Genomic DNA, 25,479 nt, shown 5'->3' with positions numbered 1-25,479 from the left:
CATGGTTAATGCTGATGGCGAAGCCACGTACGCTGCCGTTTGGCGTAGTTTCGAGTCGCCTGTCGCACCCCAGCAACCGCATGCTCGAGCGTTGATTTGCCGGCGATATAACGCCCGAACTGCGCGACCCCGATCGCGCGCATGACAGGCAGGTCGGGATCGAGACGGCGAGCGATCAGCGATGCGACTTCGTCCAGCGCGCCATCTTCCACCATGCGATCGACCCGCGCGTCGCAGCGCGCGTAAAGCTCGGCCACCGGCAGATCGATCGTCTCCATCAAGAGGGACACCGAAGCGCGAATGCCGCCGCGGGTCGCGCGCCGCCAGTCCTCCAACGATCGGCCAGTGGCACGGACCACTTCCAGCGCGCGCTGGACCCGGGTCGTATCGTTGGGATGCAGGCGATCGGCCAACGGCGGATCCTCATCCTGCAGCGCGCGATAGGCGTCGGCAACCGGCATTGCGCGAACGATCGCGCGCACCGCGGGATCGATATCGGGCACCGGCGCAATGCCGTCGAGGAGGGTCCGGACATACAGGCCGGTCCCGCCGACCAGGATGGGCAGCCGACCCGCCTCATGCGCCCGGGCGATCTCGACCCGTGCCTCTTCCGCCCAGTCCGCGGCCGAGCAGGCGAGGGCGCCGTCGCGATGCCCGAACAGACGGTGCGGCACGCGCGCTTCTTCTTCCGCCGAAGGGCGGGCCGAAAGCACGCGCAGATCGCGATAGACCTGGCTTGCATCGGCATTGATGATCGTGCCGCCGACGCTCTCGGCCAGTTCGAGCGCGCGCGCCGACTTGCCGCTGGCGGTCGGCCCTGCAATGAGCGCCAGCCTTGGCAGACCGGATGGATCGATGATGGACATTGCGACCCTGATAGCAGCGAACGGCCTGAATGGCGCCGATCTCGAATCGGCGCGGTCGGCGCTCAGCGGAGTCGGCGCGCTGACGCACGATCCGGTCTGGATCGACGAGGGTATCGCCGCCGACATCCCGTTCGGCCGGATCGATCGCACCGCCGCGCGTGCCGCGCTGGAAGGGTTGTTGCCGGGAACCGACGTAGTGGTCCAGCCACGTGCCGGCCGGGCGAAGCGCCTGCTGGTCGCCGACATGGATTCGACCATGATCACGATCGAATGTATCGACGAACTGGCCGATTATGCCGGTATCAAGCCGCAAATCGCCGAAGTCACCGAACGTGCCATGCGCGGCGAGTTGGATTTCGAGGCGGCGCTGGATGCCCGCGTGGCGTTGCTCAAGGGGCTTCCCGCATCGGCGATCGATCGCTGCCATGAGGAGCGCGTACGGCTGATGCCGGGCGCGCGCGCACTGATCCAGACGATGCGGGCTCACGGCGCGCGCTGCGTGCTCGTCTCGGGCGGGTTCACGGTGTTCGCGGATCGGGTGGCGGCGGCAATCGGCTTCGATCGCGCGGTCTCGAACCGGCTGGGCGTGGAAGCCGAAGCGCTTACCGGCATGGTTGCCCGGCCGATCGTGGGCGCGGCGGCCAAGCGTGCGCTGCTGATCGAGGAGCGCGACGCATTGGGCCTCGATCCGATGGCAACCCTGGCGGTGGGCGATGGCGCGAACGATATTCCGATGATCGAGATGGCCGGGCTCGGCGTCGCCTATCATGCGAAACCGAAAACCGCGGCGGCAGCCGCCGCACGGATCGATCACAGTGACCTAACCGCATTGCTCTACGCGCAGGGATATCCGCGGAGCGAATGGGTGGAATGATCCTCGTCCCGGGTCCGCCCCGGGGCGGCCAGTCCTACATGCCCAGCATCAGACAAGCGCCGCCGGCCACGCGGACCTTGCCGCACAGGGTCTGCGCGTCCGCCCGGTTTGCCAGTCCCCAGGCCTGAAGCCTCCAGACCGGGCCTGCCGCGACGACCCTCTGATCGAGGCTTCCGAGAGCGCCGACTTTCCTGCCGAGTTGGACCCAAGCCAGCTTCGCCTTATCGGCCGAGGTATAGGCGCCGAGCTGGACCTTCCAATTCCCTTTCGCGCGCGGTGCTGGCGACGCGGTAACAGCGACCGGCACGGGCGGCGGCGGTGGCGGGGCGCTCGTCGAGGTAGGTGCAGGCGCCGGTGCCGCCGCGCTGGTCACGCGCCGTAACGGCGGCAGGGTCGCCAGGATGATATCAGCCTTGGCGCGATCAGGCGGCAGCAGATACTGCTCCATCATTGCCAGATTGGCCTTGGCGGCGGGCAGCCCGGCTTCGGCCGCGCGCACCGTCTGGGCATAAGCGAGCGGCCAGTCGCGCGTCGCGAGATCGCCGTTAAAATGGGCGGTGCCGAGTATATAGAAAGCGCGCGGATCGCCCCGTGCGGCCGATCGTTCGATGAAGGGCATCGCCGCCTTGCGCTCGCCGTGGCTGAACAAGGCGAAACCGAGCTCGTCCCCGGCCGGACCATGACCCTGCGCGTAAGCGCGGCGATACCACATGATCGCCGTATCGGCATCCTGCACGATGCCCTTGCCGAGCAGGTAGGCCTGACCGAGCCTGTATTGGGATTCGGCATCGCCCGCCGCAGCGGCGGTTCGCAAGGCATCGATCGCGGACGGCGGCGGCACGGGCGCTGCGGCCAAGAGCAGGAAGAGTCCGAGGAGGAGGCCGAGCGGCTTCATCCCACTATCTTGCCGCCCTTGATCGTATGCACAACCTGCCCTTGCACCGGCAGGCCGTCGAACGGCGTGTTGCCCGCCGCGGCCTTCAGCCGATCCGATACGATCTGCCAGGGGGCATCGGGGTCGAGCAGGATCAGATCGGCCTCTTCACCCACCGCGATCCGGCCGCCCGGCAGCCCGAACAAGCCCGCCGGGGTGGCGGCAAGCAAGGCAAACAGCCGCTCGATCCCGATCACGCCATCGCGCACCAGGCCCAGGCTCATCGCAAGCAAGGTTTCCGCGCCGGCCATGCCCGGTTCGGCATCGGCGAAGGGCAGCCTCTTCGCTTCCGGCCCCTGCGGGTCGTGCGCCGAGCAGATCAGATCGATCGTGCCGTCGGCGACGCCGCGCAGGCACGCCTGCCGATCGCGCTCGTCACGCAGCGGCGGCGAAAGGCGCGCAAAGGTGCGGAAACCGGTGACCGCGCTATCGGCAAGGAAGAGGTGCGCCGGCGTGATGCCGCAGCTTACCGGCAGCCCTTTCGCCTTGGCCGCGCGCACCAGTTCGAGCCCCCGCGCGGTCGTCACCTGCCGGAAATGGAGCGGCGCGCCGGTCGCTTCGACCAGCAGCAGATCGCGTGCGATCGCGAGCGCTTCGGCCTCGGCCGGAGCGGCGGCGAGGCCGAGCCGCGTCGCGGTCTCCCCTTCGGTCATCGTCGCATCGCCGGCCAGCCCGCCATCCTCGGCATGCGCGACGATGCGCAGCCCGAGCGCGCCGGCATAATCGAGCAGGCGGTGCATCACGCCCGAATTGGCGATCCACTTGCGCCCGGTAGCGACCCCGCATGCGCCCGATTGCCCCATCAGCCCGATCTCGGCGAGTTCGGCACCCTCCAGCCCGCGTGTTGCGGCGGCGAGCGGGTGAATCCAGACATCGGGCTTGCCCGCCGCTGCGGCACGCTGGACGAGCGCGACCGTGTCGATCGGTTGCGATTGATCGGGCATCAGCACGGCGCGCGTAATGCCCCCGGCGGTGAAGGCCGGCATGTCGATGGCGAACACGCCGATGTCGATCAGCCCGGGTGCGATCAGAGCGCCCTTCGCATCGATCCGATCGATTTCTGGCGGCATTTCGAACATGCCGATCGCGGCGATACGCCCGTCACGTACCAGCACGCCGCCATGGGCGATGCCGTCCGCCGTGACGACCCGGCCGTTGAGAATGGCGAGATCGCTTACCATCCCTCCACACCCCTGCGTGCCCGGGTCAGAACATCGAGGCAGGCCATGCGGACCGCCACGCCCATTTCGACTTGCTCGGGGATCGCCGAGCGATTGAGATCGTCGGCCACGTCGCTGGCGATCTCGACCCCGCGATTCATCGGGCCGGGGTGCATCACCAGAGCATCCGCCGCGGCGCCGGCGAGGCGCGCCGAGGTCAACCCGTAGAGCGCATGATATTCGCGCGGCGACGGTACGAAGCCGCCCGCCATCCGCTCGCGCTGGAGGCGGAGCATCATCACCACGTCGGCACCCTCCAGCCCGGCATCGAAATCGGTGAAACGGGTGACACCCATCCGCTCGATCGCGGCGGGCAGCAGGGTCGGCGGCCCGACGACGCGCACGTCGGCGCCGAGCGCGGTCAAGGTCAGGATGTTGGAGCGCGCGACGCGACTGTGGAGCACATCGCCGCAGATCGCCACGACGAGCCCGGCAATCTGCCCCTTGCGCCGGCGGATGGTCAGGGCGTCGAGCAGAGCCTGGGTCGGATGTTCATGCCGGCCATCGCCGGCGTTGAGTACCGGGCAATCGACCTTGTCGGCGATCAGCTGGACCGCGCCGCTGGCGTCGTGGCGGATCACGATCATGTCGGCGCGCATCGCGTTGAGCGTGATCGCGGTATCGATCAGCGTCTCGCCTTTCTTCACGCTCGATTGCGCGACCGCCATGTTGACGACGTCGGCGCCGAGCCGTTTGCCGGCAATCTCGAACGACAGCAAAGTCCGCGTCGAATTCTCGAAGAAGGCGTTGATCAGGGTTAGGCCGGCCAGCCGATCGTCATGCTTGGTCGGCGCGCGATTGAGCGCGACCCACTGCTCGGCTTCGTCGAGCAGGAACAGGATTTCGTGGGGCTGGAGCCCCTCGATCCCAAGCAAATGGCGATGCGGAAAAGGATGAACCTCGCGGCCGGCGTCGGGGCGGGGCGGTGTGGTGTGCATTAAAGCCGTGCCCTACGCGGGAGCGCGACGAAGCTCAAGCGGCTGCGGACGCCAAAGCGTCGATCGCGCCTTGAAGAATGTAGGCTGCGGCCAATTTGTCGACAAGCTCGGCACGGCGCGCGCGGCTGGCATCGGCCGCGATCAACGTGCGGGTCACCGCCTGGGTCGACCAGCGTTCGTCCCAAAGCAGGATCGGCATGGAGAGATCCTCCACATTGCGCGCGAAGGCCCGCACCGATTGGGTGCGTGGGCTGTCGCTGCCGTCGAGGCTGAGTGGCAATCCGATCACCAGCCCCTTCACCAGCTGCGCGGTGCAGAAATCGCGCAGGAGCGCGCGGTCGACGCTGAACTTGGCGCGGCGGATCGTCTCGGCCGGGCTGGCGATGGTCCAGCTCGCATCGCACAGCGCAAGGCCGATCGTTTTGGTACCGACGTCGAGCCCCGCCAGCCGGCCGCAAGCGGGAAGCAGGCTCGCAAAAGCGGAAGGATCGGTGACGATCATTGTTTGAGGAATGTCATGAGGCGGGCTGCGGCGTCGGCGCGCAGGTTCGCCCAAAACAAGGCATAATCGAAGACGTGGTAGTTGTTGCCCGGCAGCACGAAAGAGCCGTAGCCTTTGGATGCGTCGCCGATCAGCAGCAAACCCTTGGGCGAACAGCCGGCGGGCACCAGAGCGGGCGCAAGCGTCGCACTGGTCATCGTTGCATCGGGCACGAGCGAGCCCTTGTTGGCAGAGGCGTCGGCGCCACCGCCGGCCGTGCCGGTGAGCGGATTCACGCACAGCATCGCACTGCCCTTGCGCGGCAGGCCGGTATAGCCGTTCGTGGCGTCGAAATAGGTATCGAGTAGCCGGGGATCGGCCGGATCGGCGAAGCTCTGCCAATCGACGATGCAACCCGCCTGCCCCGCCGTCTTGCAGCCGGGCAGACCGAGCGCCGGCAGATCGGCGGTGAGCGAGATCGGCCAACCGATCGCATAGACGGCGACGATCCGGCGCGCGAGCGGAGTCCCGCGTACCTTCTCCTGCACCAGCCGCAACAGGTGGAACGATCCCTGGCTGTGTCCGGCGAGGATGAGCGGCCGATCGGCCGGCTGTGCCGCGACGAAGGCATCGAACGCGCGCGCGACATCGCGATAAGCGAAGTCCATCGCGGCTTTGGCGCGAGGATCGGTGGCGACGAGGAACGCGCCGAACGTGGCCTGCCGGTAGCGCGGTGCCCAGATGTCGGCGATACCATTGAAAGCGCTCGCCTGGCTGCGGGTGAAGAGATCGAGCCGCCCGCGCGATGCAGCATCGTCGATCGGTCCGTTCCAGCGATCGGTGCCGAGATAGGTCGTGGGCGCGATATAGAACACCGCTGCCTTATGCCCGCCTCCGGCGACGACACCGGGCGGCAGCCAGCGTGCCGGATCATCTGGCAGATCGGGCCGCGCGACCCAGGTGGCCGCTTTGACATAATCGGGTGCGGTGTCGGCCGCGAGCGGAGCGAAGGCGCCATGCGGGACGAACGCCATCCGCAGCCAGCGATCCTGAAACAGCCCCCAGCTCAGCGCGAAGACGATCACCAGCACGATCAGCGCGGCGATGACATAGAGGAAACGACGGGCCAGCACGGGTTCAGCGCTTAGAGTGTGTTGGCTCGGCGTGGAAGAAGCCCGAAAGCGCTCAGCCGCAATCACCGTAGAACGTCATGGTGCGCCCCCGATAATCGAGCAGCATCTTGATCTTCATCGCTGCGAACAGCGCGTTACCGACATTGGCGATACGATCGCCATGAGGATCTCCTTCATTATGAAGGGTCACGATCTGCCGGGGGGAAGGGTGAATGGGCCAAATCCGACCGGAGCCGCCAGCCTGAACCTCTTGGCTCTCGCTTCGCCGCGCGCACCTTGATGCACGATGGTGCCATCCTCAACGAGCGAAGCTCGAAGGCCGGGCAAATTCAGTGCGCGTCGAAAGAGGCCGATGCCGCCGTTCGCGCCCGTGTCGAGACTGATCGTTCCGCGCGCCTTACCGAGCCGGAAGCCCGCAACGACCGGAAAGCTGTCCTGCGTCTTGAGCGGAATCGTCCAGCGGGTGCGGCAACGCCGAACAGCCGCCTTCACCTCATCCCGCCGCGCGAGAATTCCGAGCGTCCGCCCCGGATAATCGATCAGAACGATCTTATCCGACAGGAAACTGTAGCCGAGCACTGCGTCGAGTTTGCTGCCATAATGGACAGATAGAGTGCTCATGTCCGACGCGAGCGCATCGAACGTTCTGAAACGACGGCCGCTGATTGCGAGACTATCCACGCGAGCGGGAAAGATCGTCGCTCCCTTGCCTTCGCCGAAGCCGCTTGCCTCGCCGCCGTTGGTGCGATCGACCGTCAGGCCCAGCATTTCGGCACGTCGCAGATCAACGACCGACGGATCGACCCCGGTATCGAGGATAACGTGGACAGGCTCTCCCCGGATCGTCGCGCTGATACCGATGGCGCGCTTCGAGAAATCGAACGGCACCGTCAGCGGCGCGGAGGCCGCCGGCGACACTACGAGAAAGAAGGCGATGAGCCGGGCAAAGGCTTGGCGCGTCATGGCCAGAACATGCGCGAGCGCCGAGCGAAACTCAACGCGGGCCGGTGCCAGGATTCCCGCAGGCGGCCGGCCGATTGAACGGTCGCCCGTCAGGACCCGAAATCGAAGATGCCCGTAAGAATGCCATGAGCCGTTAATAATCAGCGGTGTACCGAGTGATCCGGCGCTCGAAGGCGCCCTGTGAGTAGTCGGAGAGTGTGGTGACGTTTCATCAGCCGCGGGGCTTCAGCTCCGAAACGTGCAATCTGATCGCGCAGTACAAGCGCAATGGTTATGCGATCGTGCGGGGCTTCTTCAACCCTTCGGAGGTGCGGACGATCGCGGCGGCGGTCGATCGCGTGCATGCGGAGGGCGTGGCGCATGGCCGCAGCTTCCGCCACGGCAACCTCTTCTACAACGTCACACCCGGCAGCGAGGATGCCGCGCCACGGGTGCGGATGGCGCAATGGTTCGCTTATCATCAGCCGGTGCTGAATGCCGCGCGGCTCGACACGCGCTACGTCGACCTGCTCGAGCCGTTGCTGGGCAATGATCTCAAGCAGATCATCAACCAGCTGCACTGGAAGGAGCCCGGCGCGAGAAGCGACTTCGCCTGGCACCAGGATGCGCGCTTCCGCCGCCCGGCCGAGGCCTATCGCAACCTGGCCACCTCCTACATCCAGACCGGCCTCGCGATCGATCCGCACACGCCCGAAAGCGGCTGCATGCGGGTCGTGCCCGGCAGCCACAAGCGCGGGACGATCAACCTCGATTGCTCGCGCGCCGTGCTGGGCAGCAGCATGGAGGATGGCGCACTGATCGAGGCCGGGCTGTCACCCGACGCGGTCGTCGATCTTTTGCTGGAACCCGGTGACCTGGCTTTGTGGCACCCGTTCCTGGTTCACGGATCGGGCGAGAACCGGTCCAATCACCGCCGCCGGCTCTACATCAACGGCTATGTCCGCGCCGAGGATTGCGATCGCGGCGAATGGGCGTTCCGCGATGGCGAGCCGGTGCCGTTCGGCCCCGAACCGGCACTGGTCCATTACGAGCAGCTCCGCGAGCGGGGCGACCCCCATTATTTGTAAGGCGGCTTGAGCGTTTTCGCGAGGAAATCGTCGGCAGCACGATAGCTCTGCAGCCAGTCCGCATAACGCAGAAAACCGTGGCGCTCATTCGGGAAAACCAGTTCCTCATGGGGGATCCGCCGCGCCGCCAGTTCGCGCGCGAGCAGCAAGGACTGCGTGAAATCGACATTGTGATCGTCGTCGCCATGGATCAGCAGCACCGGTGATCGCCAGGTGCCGATCGCGCCCATCGGCGACGACTGCCACTGGAGCTGGCGCGCCGCCGCCTGCGCATCGGGCGAGACATTGTTCTCGATATTGCGCAACATTGTGTGGACGCCGTGGAAATCGACGCCGACCGCAAACAGATCGCTGTTGCGCGCCAGCGCGAGCGCGGTGAGGTAGCCGCCCCAGCTTCCACCCCAGATGCCGATCCGTTTGGGATCGACATCGCTCCGTGCGGCGAGCCAGCGCCCGGCGGCAAGCACGTCGCGATATTCGGTGGCGCCGCCGCGCGCGATGCCGGGCGCCTCGCGGAAGGCGAGGCCGTAACCGGTGCCGCTGCGATAATTGACCGACAGCACGGTGTAGCCTTCGGCTGCGAAATGCTGGTTGAGGATGTACGAGTTCGAATAATAGCTGGACGGATGGAAGCCCGGCAGCATCTGCCGCCGCGGCCCACCATGGACGAAGATCAGGGCCGGATGCGGCCCAGGACCTTTCGGCCGGAAAAGCTGGGCATGGACCTCGCCCCCATCCTCGGCCTTCAGCAGCACGGTTTCGGGCGTGACGAACCCCGTGGCCTGCGGGACATCGCCCAGCGGCACGAGGTTTTTGTCGATCACCGCCGGGTAGGCCGGGCGGGTCACATCGGTGGCGGTCGCCACCAGCGTATCGCCGCCGAAGGTCGGGTAAGTCTCGGTGCCGCCCCCTTTGCTCAAAGCCCTGGGCGCCCCGCCGGCCAGCGCGACCTGCCAGACATGGCGCCGCTCCAGATCGATCGCATTGGCGGCGTAAACCAGATTGCGGCGATCGGGCGTGAGCAGGAAGGAATCGACCTCGAACACGCCTGGCGTCAGATCGCGCGGCACGCCGCCTTTGGTGGCATCGATCGCGTAAGGATGGAGCCAGCCGGTCCGCTCCCACGGAAACACGAGGGTATCGCCCGCACCCCAGAAGAGGTTCTGGCTGCGTGTGGCGGCAAATTGCCCGCCCGTACCGGCAGGCGCGCTCCACAAAGTGCGCACCGCACGGCTCGAAACATCGGCGAGACGCAGCGACCAATACGGGCCGCCATCGGGCGCGGCGGCGGCCGGGGGATCGACGTAGGAAATGAAGGCGATCCGCGTGCCGTCGGGCGAAAAGATCGGCTCGACCGAATGGCCGAGATCGGGACCGAGATAGGCAAGGCTCGTGCCGTTCACATCCATCAGGCCGATGAAGCTATGATCCTGCCGGTCCTCGACAAACAGCAATTTCGATCCGTCGGGCGACCATTGCAGCCGGTCGATCGTGCCCGTCAGGCTGGCGATACGCTCGGCCTTGCCGCCCGTGCGCCACAGCCAGAGCTCGTTCTTGCGAGTGAAGGCGACCGCATCGCTTGTGGGCGCGAAGACCGGTGCATGCCCCTGCCCGATCAGGACCGGCGCCGAACCGTCTAGCGTCGTCACATAAAGCTGCTGCTCGGGCGTTGCCGTCGCCAGCGCAGCATTCGGGATCTTGCCGTCGGGAAACTCCGCATCGCCCCCATGGACGTAGGCCAGCTTCGTTCCGTCGCGGCTGAAGGCGAGCTCGTACAGCTCGACCCCGTCATCCTGCGTGTAGGCGGTCAGCTTACGCGCGGGCTTGCCCTTGTCCGCCACCCAGATGTTGCGCACGCCGGCCGCATTCTCGACCCAGGCGAAGCGCACCACGTCCTGCGCGCCCACCAGATCGCCCGCGACAGGAAGCGACAGGGCGGTCTCCAGCGCGTCTGGCGCGGCCACGGCCATCGACGACAGGCCCAGTGCGACGGAAAAAAGCAATATCTTCAGCATGGTCGCATGGTGAAACGACCGCTGGCGCGCGACAAGCGCGATTGCCCTCGGTCGACCATATCCGGAGGCTATGGGTTGGCCAACAACCGAAGCTGGACGACACCCTCGTCATCAGCCGATCACGTACGGTAGGCTCGTTTGCGGGGAGACAGGAATGCGCGTCTTGAAATTCGGGGCCATCGCGTCGGCGCTGCTGCTGGTCACCGTCCCCGCTCACGCGCAATCGCTCCAGCAACGCGTCGAGACGATGCTCCATGACGGCTCGCCCGGCACCCGCTTCGGCCTGGTCGTGGCCGACGAGAGCGGGAAGGAGCTGGTCGCCATCAATCCCGAACAGCGCTTTATCCCGGCGTCCAATACCAAGATGGTGACGACGGTCACCGCCTTCGCCATGCTGAGCGGGCTCGATCAGGCCGATCCCGATGGCGGCACCGCGGTGCGGATCGAAGATTACCGCAAGGGGCCGCCCGATGTCGTGATCGAAGGCCATGGCGATGCCTGGTTATCGGGCGCGGCCGACTGCACGCGCGACTGCCTCGCTACGCTCGCCGATGCGGTCGCGGCGAAGACCAAGCGGGTCAACGACGTGATCGGCGATGACAGCCTCTATCCCGACGAGCGCTGGAGCCGGGGGATGGCCTGGAACAATATCCAGACCCGATCGGGGACGGCGACCTCCGCGCTGACGATCGATGACAACGAACTGGCGATGACGGTGACCCCGGGCGCCTTGGGCGCGGCGCCCACCCTCGCGCTGCCGGCTTATTACACCGTCGACAATCGCGCGACGACCGTCGCCGGCGGCAAGACCCGCTTGAGCTTCGATCGCGAGCCCAACACCTATCTGGTGCGGCTGACCGGCACGATCGCGGTGGGCGCCAAGCCCGAGGAATTGCGGTTCGGCATCGACGATCCCGCGCGCTATGCGGCGTGGCAGTTCAAGGGGATGCTGGAAGCGCGCGGGGTCAAGGTGACCGGCATGGTCGGCATACGCCACCGCCTGCTGATGCCGGCGGACGATCCGGCGGTGCGCGGCAGCGCGCCGGCCGCGCGCCCGCCGCAGCAGCCCGTACTGGCGCGGATCACGCCGCCGCCGCTGATCGAGGACCTGACCCGCATCAGCAAGGTCAGCCAGAACCTCCATGCCGAACTGATGCTGCGCCGGGTTTCTCGCAGCACCGGCAGCGGATCGGTCGCCGACGGGCTGGCGGTAGTGCGGCAGATGCTGGCGCAGGCGGGCGTGCCGCGGGTCGATTACGATTTCTCCGATGGATCGGGCATGTCGACCTACAACCGGCTCGCCCCGCGTGGCGTGATCGCCTTGCTGCGCTGGGTCGCGGCACAACCATGGGGCATGCAATGGCGCGCGACCCTGCCAATCGGCGGCGAGGAGGGCACGCTCGGCAAGCGCTTCCGCGGGACTGCCCTGGAAGGCAAATTGTTTGCCAAGACCGGGACATTGAACGCGACCAACGGGCTGTCCGGCTACATGATCGGCGCGAGCGGAAAGACGCTGACCTTCTCCTTCTACGCCAATGATGTTCCGCAGGATGAGGGTGCCACCGGCGTGATGGACAAGGCGCTGGTGGCGATCGCTGCGGAGAACTGACCCCCGTCGCCCCTGCGCAGGCAGGGGCCCATGTCTCTCGCCACGAAAGCTGCCCCGAATTGCAACAGAGATAGGCCCCTGCCTGCGCAGGGGCGACGGTCAGAGTTGGCTTACCGCCTCACCGGTCGCCCGCCGCAGTTCCAATATGCCGGTCTCGCGATGGCGCGTCGGGTGCACCCGATTCGTGAGCAACGTCCATGCGACCCCGGCGTCGAAATCCACCCACAGCCCGGTACCGGTGAAGCCGGTATGGCCGATCGTCTCGGCCGAGCAGACATCGCCACCATGCCAGCCCTTGAAGCTCTTCTCCCACCCGCAGGTGCGGTGATCGCGCAACGGTGTGCGGATCGCTGCCATCATCGTCGATGTGACCCCGCTCCCATCAAGGAGCCCCGCCGCGAAATCGAGCACGCCCGCGACCGTGCCGAACAGCCCGGCATGGCCGGTCGCCCCACCGAGCGCGAAGCAATTCTCGTCATGCACCTCGCCCTTCATCACCCGGCCGCGCCAGGTGCAGGCTTCGGTCGCGACCGCCGGGCCCGACGGCGGACCGTACCCCAACCCGTCGCCAAGCGGCCACGCCGAGAGTGGCGCGCCGGTCAGCCGCTCGATCGCGATGCCGAGCAGAATGAAGTTAATGTCCGAATAGACCATCTGCCCGTGCCGCCATTCGCGCTGGAGCACGAACGCGCGCAGCCGATCGGGATCCCCGCCGTAGGTGTAGATCGGCTCGACCGCAGGCAGGAAAGTGCGGTGCGCGAGGCAATCGCGGAAGGTCAGCCGGCGCTCGGCAGCGCTGGCCACATCATATTGGCGCAGATCGGGGATCGCATCGGTCAGCGGGCGATCGAGATCGAGCCGGCCCTGATCGGCAAGCGTCAGGATGATCCGGGTGGTGGCGATGACCTTGGTGAGCGAAGCCAGATCGAACCAATGATCCTCGGTCAGGATTTCGGGCTCGGGCACCAGAGCCGCCATGCCGGCGGTGCGGATCGCGCGCCGGCCATCCGCCCACACGATTCCCAGAGTGGCGCCGGGAATGCGGCCTGCGGCGACGGCGGCCGCGGCGGAAGCGAAAGCGCGATCGATCATGCGTCCTCCGCACGCGGTTTGAGCGGAATGACGATCGGCAGCAGCAAGGCGGCGGCCGCGCTCAGCCCGCCCGACAGCATGAAGAATCCATCATAGCCGATCGATTTTTCGATCGATCCCGATGCCCCTGCCAGCAGTCGCGGCAACAGGAAGGCGAAACCCGACAGAAAGGCATATTGCGCACCCGGAAAGCGCGGATTTACCAGCATCGAGAGATAGACGACGAACACCGCGCCGGCGAAACCATTGCCCACCTGATCCGATGCGGTGGCGATGTAGAGGATCAGATTGCTCGGTTGCTGATGCGCCAGCCAGACGAAGCCCCAATTGCCTACCGCCGCCAGGATCGCACCGAAGGCCAATACCCAGGCCCCCGGCCAGCGCGTCACCATCCAGCCGCCGGCCGCAACGCCGATCATGCTCGCGGCCAGCGCGATGGCGCCGTCGGCCACACCGATCTGGGTAAGGGTGTAGCCGAGCGATTTGACCAGAGGCTTGGAGAGCGCGAGGGCGAACACGTCGCCCATGCGGTAAAGCGATACGAACAGCAGGATCGGAAGCGTGCCGTAACCGAACCGCCAGAAGATATCGACATAAGGCCCGATCGCGGCCGAGCGGCGAATCCAGTCGCCGGGCCTCGCGCGGCGAATGCGTGGCAAGGCCAGCGCCATGATGATGAACGGCACGAGGCAAATGACGAGTACCGCTGCGGTGGCGTCGCTTTTGGCGGTGACGCCCATCCGCGCCGCCAACGCGAGCAGCACCCACCCGATCGCAGCGGTCGCCACCGCCGCTGCGCACAGGATGACCGCGCTCGCGAACAGCCCGGTGAGCAGGGCGACACCACGTCCGCCACCATGGTTCGGATCGGGTCGCATCGCTGCGAGGATCGGGAAGGGTGCGAAGGCCGCCGCGGCGATGACGAGATAGGCCGGCCCCCAGCCCGCCGCATCGGCCACGAGCAGCGACCCGCTGCTGGCGGCGACCATGGCGCTCCGATACCCCCAGAGATTGGCCGCGACGACCGGACCCTGCGCCTCCTGCGTCGGCGCCAGTTCGATCCGCCAGCCATCCGCTGCGATTTCCAGCGTCGTCGTCCAGAAAGCGAGCAGGACGGCGAAAAGCGCGGTGACGGGCAGGCTGCGATCGGATGCGGTGATCGCCAGCCCCACCATCGCTGTAAAGATGCCGAGCTGCGACAGCATGATCCAGCCGCGCCGCCGTCCCCAGAAACGCCCGAACCCCGGTACGTCGAACCGATCGAGCAACGGCGCCCACAGGAATTTGAAGGTCGGCAGCAATGTCACCCAGACGAAGAAACCGATCAGCACCAACCCTACGCCATGCGCGGTCAGCCGCAGCGCCAGCACGGTCGAGAACATGTAGAAAGGCAGGCCGGCGGCGAAACCGAGCAGCAGGTAGAGCGCCATTTGCCCGCGTGGGGTCAGCAGGCTCGCGGACGAGCCGCTCTGTTCGGTGATGCTCAAACTCGATCGTCCTACGTCCGTTCGCTGCAACGGTTGCCGCTCGCCGGCCGGAGGTCAATCAGCATCCTGGGCCTAGGGAAAATCCTGAGCGGCACTGCAACGCGAAATCTGCGTTATCGAACGCTATGGCTTATAATGAAGACGGACGGAAACTGGTCGAGCTGGTCCGCGATGCGGCACGGCATCATAACAGTACCTGGGAAGCCTTGGTGCCCGATCCGTTCCGCGTCAATTTCCTGCACGAGGAAGCGGAAGAAGCCGCCTATGCCGAGATGGCGCGCGCCAAGGCCGCCTTGCGCGATCATATCTGCGAAACCTACGGCATCTCTCTCAAGGAGCTGAGCAGCCTCGCCTCGCTTTGAAGGGGGTGCCGCTCCCAGTAAGGCAGCGACGCGCGCCGCGAAGAAGTCTGCGGAAGGCACGCCTGAGACCAGACGGACCAACAGGTTGATGCTGTGAAGCCCGCGAGGGAAGACCAGAGCCGGCACGACCCGGCCATCGAGGTAATCGAGGCGTCCGCCCACGAGCGGGAAGCCGCGATCGGACAGATCCACCACCGGGGGCGCGGAATCGACCTTCCCGTTGAACCAAGGCTTCACGACGTGGCGGTTCGAGGTAGCGACGTCGGTCGGATGCGCCGACAAGAGCGAACGGACATGGTTGGCGACCAACTGGTCTTCGGTCCTGCTGCTCGTAATGAGCGTGCCAGTCTACTCGCAGCCGGCCGGACCGATCTTGCCAAACGCATCCGCTGGGTATCGCATGTCGATGGTGATGGTGCCGGCTATGACATCCTCAGTTTCGGCACGAACGGCAGCGATCGGTTGACCACCTTGCGGGGGCGGAAATACCCGGTCGACGACGTACAGGGCGAGCCCCTGCCACCCGAAAGCAGGCGTTCATTCAGATAACGCTGTGCGGCAGAAACAGCCGCGGTTTCGAAGTGGCAGCCAATGCGGCAACCCCGACCCTCCGCAATCAACAATGTTGCGGATGTTGTCAGTTCCAACAATTGTCCTCGGTCGGCAGTAGCCCCTGCTCGCTATCCTCGGTCGCCTTCACGAAATCATCACGCTCATCATCCAAAATCTACGTCGGCGGCGGCGGTGATCGTTCGCAGGACGTCGTGACGATGAACGGGCTTGTCTGAAACCGACGTCGGTCTGGCAAATGTCAGATCAATGGCCCGGGGAAGCATGTGAGGCGCGAAGCCCCTTATCCCAAGTCCTCCAGGCAGCCGTACCAGCAGATAATGTCGCCGTCGGCGCCAAGACGGGCCGCGCCTCTGGAACGCAGCCGCCGCCACGCGTTGGCGGCCGAACGGCGAACGCGATATACTAGGTCGATCGGGTTCCCGCTTTCGAAGGACCTGTTCATCGCATCCCACGTCGGCTGGAGGTCGTCCGGATGCAACGCGTCCAGCCAGCCGAACCCCCGCCATTGATCGCCTTTCATTCCGGCAACCTCCAACCATCGTTGGCTAACGTCCAGGGCACGCCCTTCCGGATCGATGATCCAGGGGATTTGCGGCAACAGCTCGATCATGTGCCGAAAATGCTCCTGGGCCTCACGCTGGGCCTCCTCGGCGCGCTTGATAGGCGACAGATCCATGATCGCCACGGAGACGCCGACCACCTCTCCCGCCTCGTCGCGCGCCGGCTCATAGGACAGGAGAATCGTCTGGCTATCACGGGTTTCGGATGCGGGCTTCTTGACTTCGACCCCCGGAATGGGCTCGCCGTCGAGCGCGCGCCGAATATAGGGCTCCACCACCGGGAACAGCTCGGGGATCATTTGTGCGACGGTCTTGCCGACATGGTCTTCCATCGGCCGCCCGTTCATCTGCGCGAGCTTACGGTTCAGCATTCTGTATCGCAGATCGCGATCCAGAAACGCCAGTCCAACCGGCGCGCCGTCGTACACGGCCTGCAACTGGGCCAGCCTTACCGAGGGAAGCACGTCGAAGCTGCCGCGCGAAACGCGCCCCACAGCGTCGATCGACGCGACGGGGGTGTCGGTCTGCCGGAGGCGCGCTACTGCATCCGGAAGCGCTTCGGCGGGCAGCGCTTTTCCGTAGAACCAGCCTTGCGCCGACTCGCAACCAAGCCATTGCAGCATCTGAACCTGTTCGAGCGTTTCGACCCCCTCGGCCACCGTCGTCAGCCCGAGGCTTTGGCCCAGGCCCACCACCGCCGCGACAATCTTGCGACTGTCGCGGCGCTCCGCCATCGAGCCCACGAAACTGCGATCAACCTTGATCTCATCGAACGGAATGGTCTGGAGATGGGTCAAGCTCGAGTAGCCCGTCCCGAAATCATCGAGCCCGAGCTTGCAGCCCATGGATTTCAACCTGGTCGAGATCGTTCGTGCATGATCCAGATCGTCTGTCAGTGCACTTTCGGTAATTTCGATGATCAGACGGTTCGTGGAGAACCCGGTCTCCGCGGCAATGCGCTGGATATTTGCCGGTAAGCCGGATCCGCGTAATTGGACGGGCGAGACATTGACGGAGAGCGCTATATGGCTTGGCAGATCCCGCATGGTGGAAAAGGCCGTCTCAAACAAATCCCGGGTTAACCGGTCGATCCATCCGTCCTTTTCAGCCGACGGAATGAATTCCATGGGCGGAATCCATCCCCGATCGGGATGTTTCCATCGCGCGAGCAATTCGAAACCCTGCAGACCACCCGTTCGAAGATCGACAAGCGGTTGAAAATACGGATGAAAATCCCCGTTTGCGAAAGCACGGTCGACATCTTGTTGCTCAATGGACACCGCGCCTCCCGGGGCCTCGACAGCCTGTCATTCTGTTCTTTACGGCGCCCGCGGTCTTTGATCTGGTGGGCGCGAATGCAGGCTAAACCTATTATTCCCCGATACAAGGCATTGAGAGCATGCGGCATTTGCCGCTGATCTGACGCGATCGACGCGGAATGGCGCGCAATGCGCTGGCGGTCGCCGAGGCGCGACGCACGGATTGCCGGCCGGCGCGGTTGCAGCTTTTGCGCGCCGGGGCCTTTGCACTGCGACCGCCGCTGGAAATTCCTATCCCCTTAATGGCGACCGGCCATCAAGCGCTTCCCGTAGTGGCCGGTGCCGCCGTCCTCACTCCCACTCGATCGTTCCCGGCGGCTTCGACGTATAATCGTAGGTCACGCGGTTGATCCCCTGGACCTCGTTGACGATCCGTGTCGCCACGCGCGACAAGAACGCGGCGTCGAAGGGGTAGATGTCGGCGGTCATGCCGTCGGTCGAGGTGACGGCACGGAGCGCGCAAACGTTGTCGTAGGTACGATAATCGCCCATTACGCCGACCGTGCGGACCGGCAGCAGCACCGCGAATGCCTGCCAGATCGCGTCGTACAGACCGGCGCGGCGGATCTCATCGAGATAGATGGCGTCGGCCTTACGCAGGATGTCGCAGCGCTCCTGCGTCACCTCGCCAGGAATGCGGATGGCCAGGCCCGGGCCGGGAAAGGGGTGGCGGCCGACGAAGGCCGGCGGCAGGCCGAGTTCCTGGCCGAGCACACGCACCTCGTCCTTGAACAACTCGCGCAGCGGCTCGACCAGCTGCATCTTCATGCGTTCGGGCAGGCCGCCGACATTGTGGTGGCTCTTGATCGTCACCGAGGGACCGCCGGTAAAACTGACGCTTTCGATCACATCGGGGTAGAGCGTGCCCTGCGCCAGGAACCCGGCGCCACCAATCTTGCTGGCCTCCGCATCGAAGATGTCGATGAAGGTCTTGCCGATGAACTTGCGCTTGGCCTCCGGATCGGTGACCCCGGCCAATCCCGACAGAAACACCTCGCTCGCATCGACATGGACGAGCGGGATGCCGTAATGCTCGCGGAACAGGCTTACCACCTGCGCCGCCTCACCGAGCCGCATCAGGCCGTGATCGACGAACACGCAGGTCAGCTGATCGCCGATCGCTTCGTGGATCAGCACAGCGGCAACCGCGCTGTCGACACCGCCCGAAAGCCCGCAGATCACCTTGCCATCGCCCACCTGCGCACGGATGTCGGCGATCTTGGCGGCGCGGAATTCGGCCATCGTCCAGTCGCCCGCCAGCCCGCACACATGGCGCGCGAAATTGGCGATCAGCTTGCCGCCGTCAGGCGTGTGAACCACTTCTGGGTGGAACATCATCGAATAGAAGCGGCGCTTCTCGTCGGTGGCGATCGCATAAGGCGCACCTTCGGACGTCGCGACGACACTGAACCCCGCCGGCAGCGCTTCGACGCGATCGCCGTGGCTCATCCACACCTGATGGCTTTCGCCGATATCCCACAAGCCGTCGAACAAGGCCGACTCGCCGACCACATCGATGAAAGCGCGCCCGAATTCGCGATTGTCGGACGGTGCGACCCGCCCACCGAGCTGGTGCGCCATCGTCTGTTGGCCATAGCAGATCGCCAGGATCGGCAGCCCGGCCGAAAAGAAGCGCTGCGGGGCGCGGGGGCTATCATCCCACATCACCGAGGATGGGCCGCCCGAGAAGATGATACCCTTGGGCTGGAGTCGATCGAACGCGGCATCGGCGGCGTTAAACGGAGCGATTTCGCTGTAGACGCCGGCCTCGCGCACGCGGCGTGCGATCAGCTGGGTCACCTGGCTGCCGAAATCGACGATTAGGATGGAGTCGGTGGGGGTCACACTCATGGCAAGCCGATAGAAACGTGCCCCGGGCCTGTCCAGCGTCTCCGGTCTAAACGCTGCGTTTACCCATTGCTGCGATGCGATATCGCTCTTCTCCGGGATAGCCGATGCCGCGTCGAATCAGAACCTTGCTGTCGATGCTCCGGGACGAGGTGCAGATCTATGCCGCGACCAGCGAGAAGATCGCCGGGCGCACCAACCTGCTCGCGCTCAACGCAACGATCGAAGCCGCGCGATCGGGTGAAGCCGGCCGGGGCTTTTCGGTCGTCGCTCAGGAGGTGAAGGCGCTTGCCAATCAGGCCCGCAGCTCCGCCGTGGCATTCCGCGCCGATGTCCTCGACCGGCTGGCGCTGGGTGCCCAATTCGCCGACGATATGCTTGCCGATATCGAAGGTGCCCGGCTGGTCGATCTTTCGCGCACGATCGTGCAGCAGATTGCCCGGATGCTCTACACGCGTGGTTCGCACCTCTGTCTGCTCGCGACCGATCCGGCGATCGTCGCCATGACCGCCGCCCCGACGGCCGAGGGGAAAGCGGCCGCAATCGAGAGACTCCGCCTGTTGCGCCGCGTATCTGGCCAGTATCTCAACGCCTTCGTCGTTTCAGCCGCCGGCCGCATGATCATCTCCGAAGATCCCCAGGCGCGGGTGATCACATATGATTTCCGCGAGGGCGATCAGTTCAACCGAGCCATGGCGAGCACCGGCGAGGACGATTGGTTCACCGACGAGGTGTGGCTTGATCCGTGGTCGCACAACCGCGCCGTGCTGGTGTTCGTGAAGGCGATCCGGCCGCATGCCGGTGCCGAGCCCAATGGCGTGCTCTATTTGGAGTTCGATTGGGAGCAGCTGATGCAGAACGTTCTGATCGAACAGTTCAGGGGCAATGCCGGCGATCAAGCGCTGCGCCTCAGCATCGTCGATCCGCATGGGCGGCTGGTCGGATCGTCATGGGGTGGCGCGCTCGGCAGCCGGGTGGAGATGCCGGCGGGCGAGCATCAAGGGATCGAGATACGCGACGCTTCGGTCGCCGCCTTCGCCACCGTCACGCCGATCGGCACGTTCGACGGGCTAGGCCTGCGCTGCCTGATCGAGCAGCGCATGGCGACCGAGGCTGAAATTGCCGAGATGATCGGCACGGGACGGGGCGCGGCGGCGTAATCTGGTCCTTCGTCGCCCGGGGAGCGGCTATTTTTGCGGCTGCAGTCCGGCTCAAACGGCATGCGGAGATGCCGGATAGCGGACAAAGAAGAAGGGCCGGAGACTGACGCCCCCGGCCCTTCTTTTCAAGCAATCCCGGCCGTGCGCCGGAAGGCCGATCAGGCTTCGTCGCCATCCTCGACATTGACCGGGCCCGAATCCTGGCCGCGGGCGCTCTCGTCGCGATCGACGAATTCGATCACCGCCATGGAGGCAGCGTCGGAGGCACGGATGCCGGCCTTGATCACGCGGGTGTAGCCGCCGTTGCGGCTAGCATAGCGGGTCGCCAGCACGTCGAACAACTTCACCAGCTGGGCGTCGTCCATGAGGCGCGCATGGGCAAGACGACGGTTGGAAAGGCCACCCTTCTTGGCGAGCGTCACCAACTTCTCGACGTAGGGGCGAAGCTCCTTAGCCTTGGCGAGGGTGGTGATGATCTGCTCGTGCTTGATCAGAGCCGCCGACTGGTTGCGGAACAGAGCAGTCCGGTGAGCGGAGGTACGTTGCAGCTTACGGCCGCCGACGCGATGGCGCATTTGATATCTTCCTTCGTTCGTCTCACAGCCGAGTGAGGTACTGCGAGCCAGGCGGTGCAAAGGGGCCACCGCCCAAAGCCCTTGGGTCAAATATCCGGAGCGCCTGAGCGCTCCGGATCTCAGAACTCCTGTTCGAGCTTCTTAGCCATTTCCTCGATATTCTCGGGCGGCCAGCCGGGGATTTCCATGCCCAGGCGGAGGCCCATCGAGGCGAGCACTTCCTTGATTTCGTTCAAGGACTTGCGGCCGAAGTTCGGGGTGCGCAGCATCTCGGCCTCGGTCTTCTGGACCAGATCGCCGATATAGATGATGTTGTCGTTCTTGAGGCAGTTGGCCGAACGGACCGACAGCTCGAGTTCGTCGACCTTCTTGAGCAGGAAGCGATTGAGCTGGTTCGAGCCGACTTCCGGCTCGGACACGCCACCACCCATCGGGGCCATCGAGACGCTCTGCGACGGAGCAGCGGCGACCAGGCCATCATCGAAGTGGATGAAGAGCTGGAGCTGATCCTGCAGGATGCGTGCCGAATAAGCGACAGCATCGTCGGGCGTGACGGTGCCGTCTGTCTCGATGGTCAGCGTGAGCTTGTCGTAATCGAGCTCCTGGCCGACGCGGGTATTCTCGACCTTGTATGCGACCTGGCGGACCGGCGAATAAAGCGCGTCGACCGGGATCAGGCCGATCGGCGCATCTGCCGGGCGATTGGCCGAGGCCGGCACATAGCCCTTGCCCGACTGGGCGGTCAGCTCCATGTTGAGCGTCGCGCCTTCGTCGAGGTGACAGATCACGAGATCGGGGTTCATCACCTCGATATCGCCGCTGGTGGCGATGTCGCCCGCAGTCACTTCGGCCGGGCCGGTGGCGGACAGTTGGAGGCGCTTGGCGCCCTCACCCTGCATGCGCAGCGCGATCTGTTTCACATTCAGGACGATATCGGTCACATCCTCACGGACGCCCGCGAGGCTCGAGAATTCGTGCAGGACGTTCTCGATCTTGATCGAGGTCACCGCGGCACCCTGCAGCGAAGACAGCAGAACGCGGCGCAGCGCATTGCCGAGCGTGAGGCCGAAGCCACGCTCGAGCGGCTCGGCGACGAAGATCGCCTTGCGCTTGCCATCGCCGCCGGCCTTCTTGTCCAGCGCGACGGGCTTCTTCAGTTCCTGCCAATTCTTGGCATTGATCGCCATGCATGGTCCCCTTGGGGCTGTGGCCGCGGCGCGTCCGCTGCGGCCGAAAACAAACAAATACGGGGCCGGACGGCGCCCCGATTGGGCAGGATCAGACGCGACGCCGCTTGGACGGGCGTACGCCGTTGTGTGGGATCGGCGTCACGTCGCGGATCGACGTGATATGGAAGCCGACGGCCTGCAGCGCACGCAGCGCGCTCTCACGACCCGAACCCGGGCCCTTGACTTCGACTTCGAGCGTACGGACGCCATGTTCGGCGGCCTTCTTGCCCGCGTCTTCCGCCGCGACCTGTGCGGCATAAGGGGTCGACTTGCGCGAGCCCTTGAAGCCCATCATGCCGGCCGAGGACCACGAGATCGCATTGCCCTGGGCATCGGTGATCGTGATCATGGTATTGTTGAAGCTGGCGTTCACATGCGCGACGCCGGCGGTGATGTTCTTACGCTCGCGCCGCTTGATGCGCTGAGGTTCGCGTGCCATTTTCCTATATCCTTACCTGAAGGAGCGGGCGCTCAGGCCGTTCGGCCGAGCGCACCCGGCTCATTACTTCTTCTTGCCGGCGATCGGCTTGGCCTTGCCCTTGCGGGTGCGCGCATTGGTATGCGTGCGCTGGCCGTGGACCGGGAGCCCCTTGCGATGGCGCAGGCCGCGATAGCAGGCCAGATCCATCAGGCGCTTGATGTTCATCGCCACTTGGCGGCGAAGATCGCCTTCGACGGTGTAGCCGGCGTCGATCGTCTCGCGGATCTGGAGAACTTCCTGATCCGACAGATCCTGAACGCGGCGCTCCGATGCAATACCGAGCTTGGCGGTGATTTCCTTGGCTTTGGCCGGGCCGATGCCGTGGATATAGGTCAGCGCGATTTCAACGCGCTTGTTGGTCGGGATATTCACACCCGCGATACGTGCCATGTCTTATACTTCTCCATGCTCCACAGGGCGCTTGGCGTGCCGCCCCATCTCGACGCTCACCCCACCGAATAGGAAAACGCAGCGCGCGCATAAACGCCGCCGGAAACCGGGTTCGTGGGAGGAGCGCGAGATAGGCAGAGTCGCCAGCCATGTCAAGCGAATGAACCGGAACGCTCTCAAAGCGTTGCGCGGCCCCGTTAAGGGTCAAGCGCCGGCTGCCACGGAATCGCTTGCAAGGATCGATTCGATCGCTTCGGTCACCGTGCCGATCTCAGCCATGCCGTCGACGCGACTCACCAGCCCCTTGGCCTCATAATAAGGCAGGATGGGCGCGGTATCGGCGCGATATACGGCCAGACGCGCGCGCACGGTTTCGGCATTGTCGTCGGGACGCCGCTTGAACTCGGTCGATCCGCACACGTCGCAAACGCCCTCGGTCTTGGGCATCTTGTAACGGTCGTGATAGCCTTCGTTGCATCGGGCACAGGTGAAGCGGCCGGAGATGCGATCGACGAGAGCCTCCTCATCCACCGCCAACTCGATGACATGATTGAGCTTCAGCCCGCGTTCGGCCAGCAAGGCGTCAAGTGCCACTGCCTGGGCCTGGGTGCGGGGATATCCGTCGAAGATGAAGCCGGCGGCATGCGCTTCGTCGTCCAGACGCGTGGCGATCAGGGCCGTGACGACCTCGTCGGGCACCAGTTGCCCCGCCTTCATGATCGCGTCGGCCTTGCGGCCGATGTCGCTGCCAGCCTTGACGGCCGAGCGAAGCATGTCGCCCGTCGATAGTTGAACGAGCCCGTGCCTGGTCATCAGCATCTGGGCCTGCGTGCCCTTCCCAGCCCCGGGTGGACCAAGCAGGATCAGGAGTTTCACCGTCGCATTCCCCCCTTGAGCCGCGCCTTCTTGATAAGGTCGCCATATTGGTGCGCAAGCAGATGGCTCTGGATCTGCGTTACGGTGTCGATTGTCACATTGACCACGATTAGAAGGCTGGTGCCACCAAAACCGACCAGATGGCGCGGAATAAACATTTCCGGCACCACGCAAATCAACGTCAGGTAAGCTGCGCCGATCACCGTGATGCGGGTCAGGACATAGTCCAGATACACCTCGGTGTTCTTGCCTGGGCGGATGCCCGGGATGAACCCGCCATAGCGCTTCAGATTGTCAGCGGTCTCCTCCGGATTGAACACCACGGCGGTGTAGAAGAAGGAGAAGAAGATGATGCCGGCCGCATAGAGCACGAAATAGGCCGGCGTATCCTGGCCGATATACTGGTTCACGCTGATGATGAAATCGCCCCAGCGGCTCTCGCCGCTCAGGTGCTTGCCGGCGAACTGGGTGATCGTCAGCGGCAGCGCCAGCAGCGACGATGCGAAGATCGGCGGGATCACGTTGGCGGTATTGATCTTGAGCGGAAGGTGGCTCTTGTCGGCCTGCATCATACCGCGCTGGGTCTGGCGCTTCGGGTACTGGATCAGAACGCGGCGTTGCGCGCGCTCCATGAAACAGATGCCCAGGATCAGGCCGATCACCAGCACGAAGCCGCCCAGCACCATCAACGGCGAGGTCGCGCCGGTACGCGCGGCATCGAGGCTCTGCGCGATCGTGGTCGGCAGGCTGGAGACGATACCCGCCATGATGATCAGGCTGACGCCGTTGCCGATGCCGCGGCTGGTGATCTGCTCACCCAACCACATCAGGAACATCGTGCCGCCGACGAGCGTGATCACCGTCGTCACGCGGAACAGCATCGGCGCGACCACCACCGCCTGGGTGCCGGCGCTGCTGCCCCAGGCCTCGAGCCCGACGGCGATGAAGTAGGCCTGGATCGCGGTCAGCAACACCGTGCCGTAGCGCGTATACTGGTTGAGCTTCTTGCGCCCGCTCTCACCCTCTTTCTTGATCGCGGCGAGCTGCGGCGAGAGCGAGGTGGCGAGTTGCACGACGATCGACGCGGTGATGTAGGGCATCACGCCCAACGCCACGATCGACATACGCGTCAGCGCACCGCCGGTGAAGGTATTGAAGAAATCCATGACGCCGCCGCGCGTCGTATCGAACAGCGATTCGAGTACGCGGGGATCGATCCCGGGCAGCGGTACATAGGAGAGCAACCGGAATACGACCAACGCGCCGAGCGTGAACCACAGGCGCTTCTTGAGATCGGTCGCTTTCGCGAACTGCGACAGACTTGCGTTGGAGGCAAGTTGCTCGGCTGCAGATGCCATCGGCTTTATCGAACCTTCAAAACTGAAACGGCGGAGGCAGTTTCCCCCGCACTCCGCCGCTCCATATAG

General features: G+C 65.1%; 25 protein-coding genes. 6 read left to right on the top strand and 19 right to left on the bottom strand.

What is annotated here, in order from left to right:
* Window positions 1–5 precede the first annotated feature (5 nt).
* Complete coding sequence (gene miaA, locus AB4Z44_RS19295; RefSeq protein ID WP_404711277.1) at window positions 6–866, bottom strand: tRNA (adenosine(37)-N6)-dimethylallyltransferase MiaA; 861 nt, start codon at window positions 864–866, stop codon at window positions 6–8.
* Between miaA and serB the strand changes: the two genes are divergently transcribed.
* Window positions 859–1,740, top strand: coding sequence for a phosphoserine phosphatase SerB (serB, locus tag AB4Z44_RS19290; RefSeq protein WP_404714288.1), 882 nt, complete (start codon window positions 859–861; stop codon window positions 1,738–1,740). The genes miaA and serB overlap by 8 nt on opposite strands.
* Window positions 1,741–1,774: 34 nt before the next feature.
* Here serB and AB4Z44_RS19285 read toward each other — a convergent pair whose 3' ends face one another.
* Genes AB4Z44_RS19285 through AB4Z44_RS19255 form a run of 7 tightly spaced genes read right to left on the bottom strand, consistent with a single transcriptional unit; the run spans window position 1,775 to window position 7,409 of the window.
* Window positions 1,775–2,635 (bottom strand): SPOR domain-containing protein, encoded by an 861-nt coding sequence (locus AB4Z44_RS19285; protein ID WP_404711276.1) that lies wholly within the window; start codon window positions 2,633–2,635, stop codon window positions 1,775–1,777.
* Window positions 2,632–3,855 carry a dihydroorotase family protein gene (locus AB4Z44_RS19280; protein ID WP_404711275.1) on the bottom strand — a complete coding sequence of 408 codons (1,224 nt, stop codon included), beginning with the start codon at window positions 3,853–3,855 and terminating at the stop codon, window positions 2,632–2,634. Before AB4Z44_RS19280 ends, AB4Z44_RS19285 begins: the two co-directional genes overlap by 4 nt.
* On the bottom strand, window positions 3,849–4,832 hold the full coding sequence (locus AB4Z44_RS19275; RefSeq protein ID WP_404711274.1) for an aspartate carbamoyltransferase catalytic subunit: 984 nt from the start codon (window positions 4,830–4,832) through the stop codon (window positions 3,849–3,851). The genes AB4Z44_RS19280 and AB4Z44_RS19275 overlap by 7 nt, the downstream gene beginning before the upstream one ends.
* 34 nt (window positions 4,833–4,866) lie before the next feature.
* Entirely contained in the window at window positions 4,867–5,334 is a 468-nt protein-coding gene (ruvX, locus tag AB4Z44_RS19270) for a Holliday junction resolvase RuvX (RefSeq protein WP_404711273.1), read from the bottom strand.
* Window positions 5,331–6,443 (bottom strand): DUF3089 domain-containing protein, encoded by a 1,113-nt coding sequence (locus AB4Z44_RS19265; RefSeq protein WP_404714287.1) that lies wholly within the window; start codon window positions 6,441–6,443, stop codon window positions 5,331–5,333. Before AB4Z44_RS19265 ends, ruvX begins: the two co-directional genes overlap by 4 nt.
* Window positions 6,444–6,498: 55 nt before the next feature.
* Window positions 6,499–6,636 carry a hypothetical protein gene (locus tag AB4Z44_RS19260; protein WP_404711272.1) on the bottom strand — a complete coding sequence of 46 codons (138 nt, stop codon included), beginning with the start codon at window positions 6,634–6,636 and terminating at the stop codon, window positions 6,499–6,501.
* On the bottom strand, window positions 6,633–7,409 hold the full coding sequence (locus AB4Z44_RS19255; protein WP_404711271.1) for a retropepsin-like aspartic protease: 777 nt from the start codon (window positions 7,407–7,409) through the stop codon (window positions 6,633–6,635). The genes AB4Z44_RS19260 and AB4Z44_RS19255 overlap by 4 nt, the downstream gene beginning before the upstream one ends.
* 200 nt (window positions 7,410–7,609) lie before the next feature.
* On the opposite strand from AB4Z44_RS19255, the gene AB4Z44_RS19250 reads away from it, so the two are divergent.
* Window positions 7,610–8,476, top strand: coding sequence for a phytanoyl-CoA dioxygenase family protein (locus AB4Z44_RS19250; RefSeq protein ID WP_404711270.1), 867 nt, complete (start codon window positions 7,610–7,612; stop codon window positions 8,474–8,476).
* Here AB4Z44_RS19250 and AB4Z44_RS19245 read toward each other — a convergent pair.
* Complete coding sequence (locus tag AB4Z44_RS19245; protein WP_404711269.1) at window positions 8,467–10,491, bottom strand: S9 family peptidase; 2,025 nt, start codon at window positions 10,489–10,491, stop codon at window positions 8,467–8,469. The genes AB4Z44_RS19250 and AB4Z44_RS19245 overlap by 10 nt on opposite strands.
* Before the next feature lie 154 nt (window positions 10,492–10,645).
* On the opposite strand from AB4Z44_RS19245, the gene dacB reads away from it, so the two are divergent.
* Entirely contained in the window at window positions 10,646–12,100 is a 1,455-nt protein-coding gene (dacB, locus tag AB4Z44_RS19240) for a D-alanyl-D-alanine carboxypeptidase/D-alanyl-D-alanine-endopeptidase (protein WP_404711268.1), read from the top strand.
* A 99-nt stretch (window positions 12,101–12,199) separates the two neighbouring features.
* On the opposite strand, the gene AB4Z44_RS19235 is transcribed toward dacB, so the two are convergent.
* A complete protein-coding gene (locus AB4Z44_RS19235; protein WP_404711267.1) occupies window positions 12,200–13,192 on the bottom strand; it encodes a serine hydrolase domain-containing protein in 993 nt (330 codons plus the stop codon).
* Window positions 13,189–14,679, bottom strand: a complete 1,491-nt coding sequence (locus AB4Z44_RS19230; protein WP_404711266.1) for a permease — start codon at window positions 14,677–14,679, stop codon at window positions 13,189–13,191. Before AB4Z44_RS19230 ends, AB4Z44_RS19235 begins: the two co-directional genes overlap by 4 nt.
* Window positions 14,680–14,804: 125 nt before the next feature.
* On the opposite strand from AB4Z44_RS19230, the gene AB4Z44_RS19225 reads away from it, so the two are divergent.
* Together AB4Z44_RS19225 and AB4Z44_RS19220 are read left to right on the top strand one after the other, a co-directional pair.
* Entirely contained in the window at window positions 14,805–15,041 is a 237-nt protein-coding gene (locus tag AB4Z44_RS19225; RefSeq protein ID WP_404711265.1) for a hypothetical protein, read from the top strand.
* A 294-nt stretch (window positions 15,042–15,335) separates the two neighbouring features.
* Window positions 15,336–15,590 (top strand): hypothetical protein, encoded by a 255-nt coding sequence (locus AB4Z44_RS19220; RefSeq protein ID WP_404711264.1) that lies wholly within the window; start codon window positions 15,336–15,338, stop codon window positions 15,588–15,590.
* A gap of 304 nt (window positions 15,591–15,894) precedes the next feature.
* Here AB4Z44_RS19220 and AB4Z44_RS19215 read toward each other — a convergent pair whose 3' ends face one another.
* Together AB4Z44_RS19215 and guaA are read right to left on the bottom strand one after the other, a co-directional pair.
* Window positions 15,895–17,454 (bottom strand): EAL domain-containing protein, encoded by a 1,560-nt coding sequence (locus AB4Z44_RS19215; RefSeq protein ID WP_404711263.1) that lies wholly within the window; start codon window positions 17,452–17,454, stop codon window positions 15,895–15,897.
* Window positions 17,455–17,784: 330 nt separating this feature from the next.
* Window positions 17,785–19,344: a glutamine-hydrolyzing GMP synthase gene (guaA, locus tag AB4Z44_RS19210; protein ID WP_404711262.1), complete on the bottom strand. Its 1,560-nt coding sequence runs from the start codon at window positions 19,342–19,344 to the stop codon at window positions 17,785–17,787.
* A gap of 104 nt (window positions 19,345–19,448) precedes the next feature.
* Between guaA and AB4Z44_RS19205 the strand changes: the two genes are divergently transcribed.
* Window positions 19,449–20,501, top strand: a complete 1,053-nt coding sequence (locus tag AB4Z44_RS19205; RefSeq protein WP_404711261.1) for a methyl-accepting chemotaxis protein — start codon at window positions 19,449–19,451, stop codon at window positions 20,499–20,501.
* A 158-nt stretch (window positions 20,502–20,659) separates the two neighbouring features.
* Here the strand turns inward: AB4Z44_RS19205 and rplQ are convergent, their stop codons facing one another.
* The 6 genes from rplQ to secY all read right to left on the bottom strand — a co-directional run bounded on the left by rplQ (window position 20,660) and on the right by secY (window position 25,410).
* Window positions 20,660–21,076, bottom strand: a complete 417-nt coding sequence (gene rplQ / locus AB4Z44_RS19200) for a 50S ribosomal protein L17 (protein WP_404711260.1) — start codon at window positions 21,074–21,076, stop codon at window positions 20,660–20,662.
* A gap of 119 nt (window positions 21,077–21,195) precedes the next feature.
* Window positions 21,196–22,263 carry a DNA-directed RNA polymerase subunit alpha gene (locus tag AB4Z44_RS19195; protein ID WP_404711259.1) on the bottom strand — a complete coding sequence of 356 codons (1,068 nt, stop codon included), beginning with the start codon at window positions 22,261–22,263 and terminating at the stop codon, window positions 21,196–21,198.
* A 91-nt stretch (window positions 22,264–22,354) separates the two neighbouring features.
* Window positions 22,355–22,744: a 30S ribosomal protein S11 gene (rpsK, locus tag AB4Z44_RS19190; RefSeq protein ID WP_107969344.1), complete on the bottom strand. Its 390-nt coding sequence runs from the start codon at window positions 22,742–22,744 to the stop codon at window positions 22,355–22,357.
* A 63-nt stretch (window positions 22,745–22,807) separates the two neighbouring features.
* Entirely contained in the window at window positions 22,808–23,176 is a 369-nt protein-coding gene (rpsM, locus tag AB4Z44_RS19185) for a 30S ribosomal protein S13 (protein ID WP_404711258.1), read from the bottom strand.
* Window positions 23,177–23,380: 204 nt separating this feature from the next.
* Window positions 23,381–23,995 (bottom strand): adenylate kinase, encoded by a 615-nt coding sequence (locus AB4Z44_RS19180; RefSeq protein ID WP_404714286.1) that lies wholly within the window; start codon window positions 23,993–23,995, stop codon window positions 23,381–23,383.
* Window positions 23,996–24,048: 53 nt separating this feature from the next.
* The gene (secY, locus tag AB4Z44_RS19175; protein WP_404711257.1) at window positions 24,049–25,410 is read right to left on the bottom strand and encodes a preprotein translocase subunit SecY; all 1,362 of its coding nucleotides are present in this window, start codon (window positions 25,408–25,410) and stop codon (window positions 24,049–24,051) included.
* Window positions 25,411–25,479 lie beyond the last annotated feature (69 nt).

It is taken from the genome of Sphingomonas sp. MMS24-J13, assembly GCF_044905095.1.
In the GTDB taxonomy this organism is placed as follows: domain Bacteria; phylum Pseudomonadota; class Alphaproteobacteria; order Sphingomonadales; family Sphingomonadaceae; genus Sphingomonas_I.
This window is presented reverse-complemented; position numbering and strand designations above follow the sequence as displayed.

What these genes read in the sequence shown, in the direction of transcription:
- serB (WP_404714288.1), top strand. Translation starts at nt 859, where the DNA reads ATGGACATTGCGACCCTGATAGCAGCGAACGGCCTGAATGGCGCCGAT.
- miaA (WP_404711277.1), bottom strand. Translation starts at nt 866, where the DNA reads ATGTCCATCATCGATCCATCCGGTCTGCCAAGGCTGGCGCTCATTGCA.
- AB4Z44_RS19285 (WP_404711276.1), bottom strand. Translation starts at nt 2,635, where the DNA reads ATGAAGCCGCTCGGCCTCCTCCTCGGACTCTTCCTGCTCTTGGCCGCA.
- AB4Z44_RS19280 (WP_404711275.1), bottom strand. Translation starts at nt 3,855, where the DNA reads ATGGTAAGCGATCTCGCCATTCTCAACGGCCGGGTCGTCACGGCGGAC.
- AB4Z44_RS19275 (WP_404711274.1), bottom strand. Translation starts at nt 4,832, where the DNA reads ATGCACACCACACCGCCCCGCCCCGACGCCGGCCGCGAGGTTCATCCT.
- ruvX (WP_404711273.1), bottom strand. Translation starts at nt 5,334, where the DNA reads ATGATCGTCACCGATCCTTCCGCTTTTGCGAGCCTGCTTCCCGCTTGC.
- AB4Z44_RS19255 (WP_404711271.1), bottom strand. Translation starts at nt 7,409, where the DNA reads ATGACGCGCCAAGCCTTTGCCCGGCTCATCGCCTTCTTTCTCGTAGTG.
- AB4Z44_RS19245 (WP_404711269.1), bottom strand. Translation starts at nt 10,491, where the DNA reads ATGCTGAAGATATTGCTTTTTTCCGTCGCACTGGGCCTGTCGTCGATG.
- dacB (WP_404711268.1), top strand. Translation starts at nt 10,646, where the DNA reads ATGCGCGTCTTGAAATTCGGGGCCATCGCGTCGGCGCTGCTGCTGGTC.
- AB4Z44_RS19235 (WP_404711267.1), bottom strand. Translation starts at nt 13,192, where the DNA reads ATGATCGATCGCGCTTTCGCTTCCGCCGCGGCCGCCGTCGCCGCAGGC.
- AB4Z44_RS19225 (WP_404711265.1), top strand. Translation starts at nt 14,805, where the DNA reads ATGGCTTATAATGAAGACGGACGGAAACTGGTCGAGCTGGTCCGCGAT.
- AB4Z44_RS19220 (WP_404711264.1), top strand. Translation starts at nt 15,336, where the DNA reads ATGGTTGGCGACCAACTGGTCTTCGGTCCTGCTGCTCGTAATGAGCGT.
- guaA (WP_404711262.1), bottom strand. Translation starts at nt 19,344, where the DNA reads ATGAGTGTGACCCCCACCGACTCCATCCTAATCGTCGATTTCGGCAGC.
- AB4Z44_RS19205 (WP_404711261.1), top strand. Translation starts at nt 19,449, where the DNA reads ATGCCGCGTCGAATCAGAACCTTGCTGTCGATGCTCCGGGACGAGGTG.
- rplQ (WP_404711260.1), bottom strand. Translation starts at nt 21,076, where the DNA reads ATGCGCCATCGCGTCGGCGGCCGTAAGCTGCAACGTACCTCCGCTCAC.
- AB4Z44_RS19195 (WP_404711259.1), bottom strand. Translation starts at nt 22,263, where the DNA reads ATGGCGATCAATGCCAAGAATTGGCAGGAACTGAAGAAGCCCGTCGCG.
- rpsK (WP_107969344.1), bottom strand. Translation starts at nt 22,744, where the DNA reads ATGGCACGCGAACCTCAGCGCATCAAGCGGCGCGAGCGTAAGAACATC.
- rpsM (WP_404711258.1), bottom strand. Translation starts at nt 23,176, where the DNA reads ATGGCACGTATCGCGGGTGTGAATATCCCGACCAACAAGCGCGTTGAA.
- AB4Z44_RS19180 (WP_404714286.1), bottom strand. Translation starts at nt 23,995, where the DNA reads ATGCTGATGACCAGGCACGGGCTCGTTCAACTATCGACGGGCGACATG.
- secY (WP_404711257.1), bottom strand. Translation starts at nt 25,410, where the DNA reads ATGGCATCTGCAGCCGAGCAACTTGCCTCCAACGCAAGTCTGTCGCAG.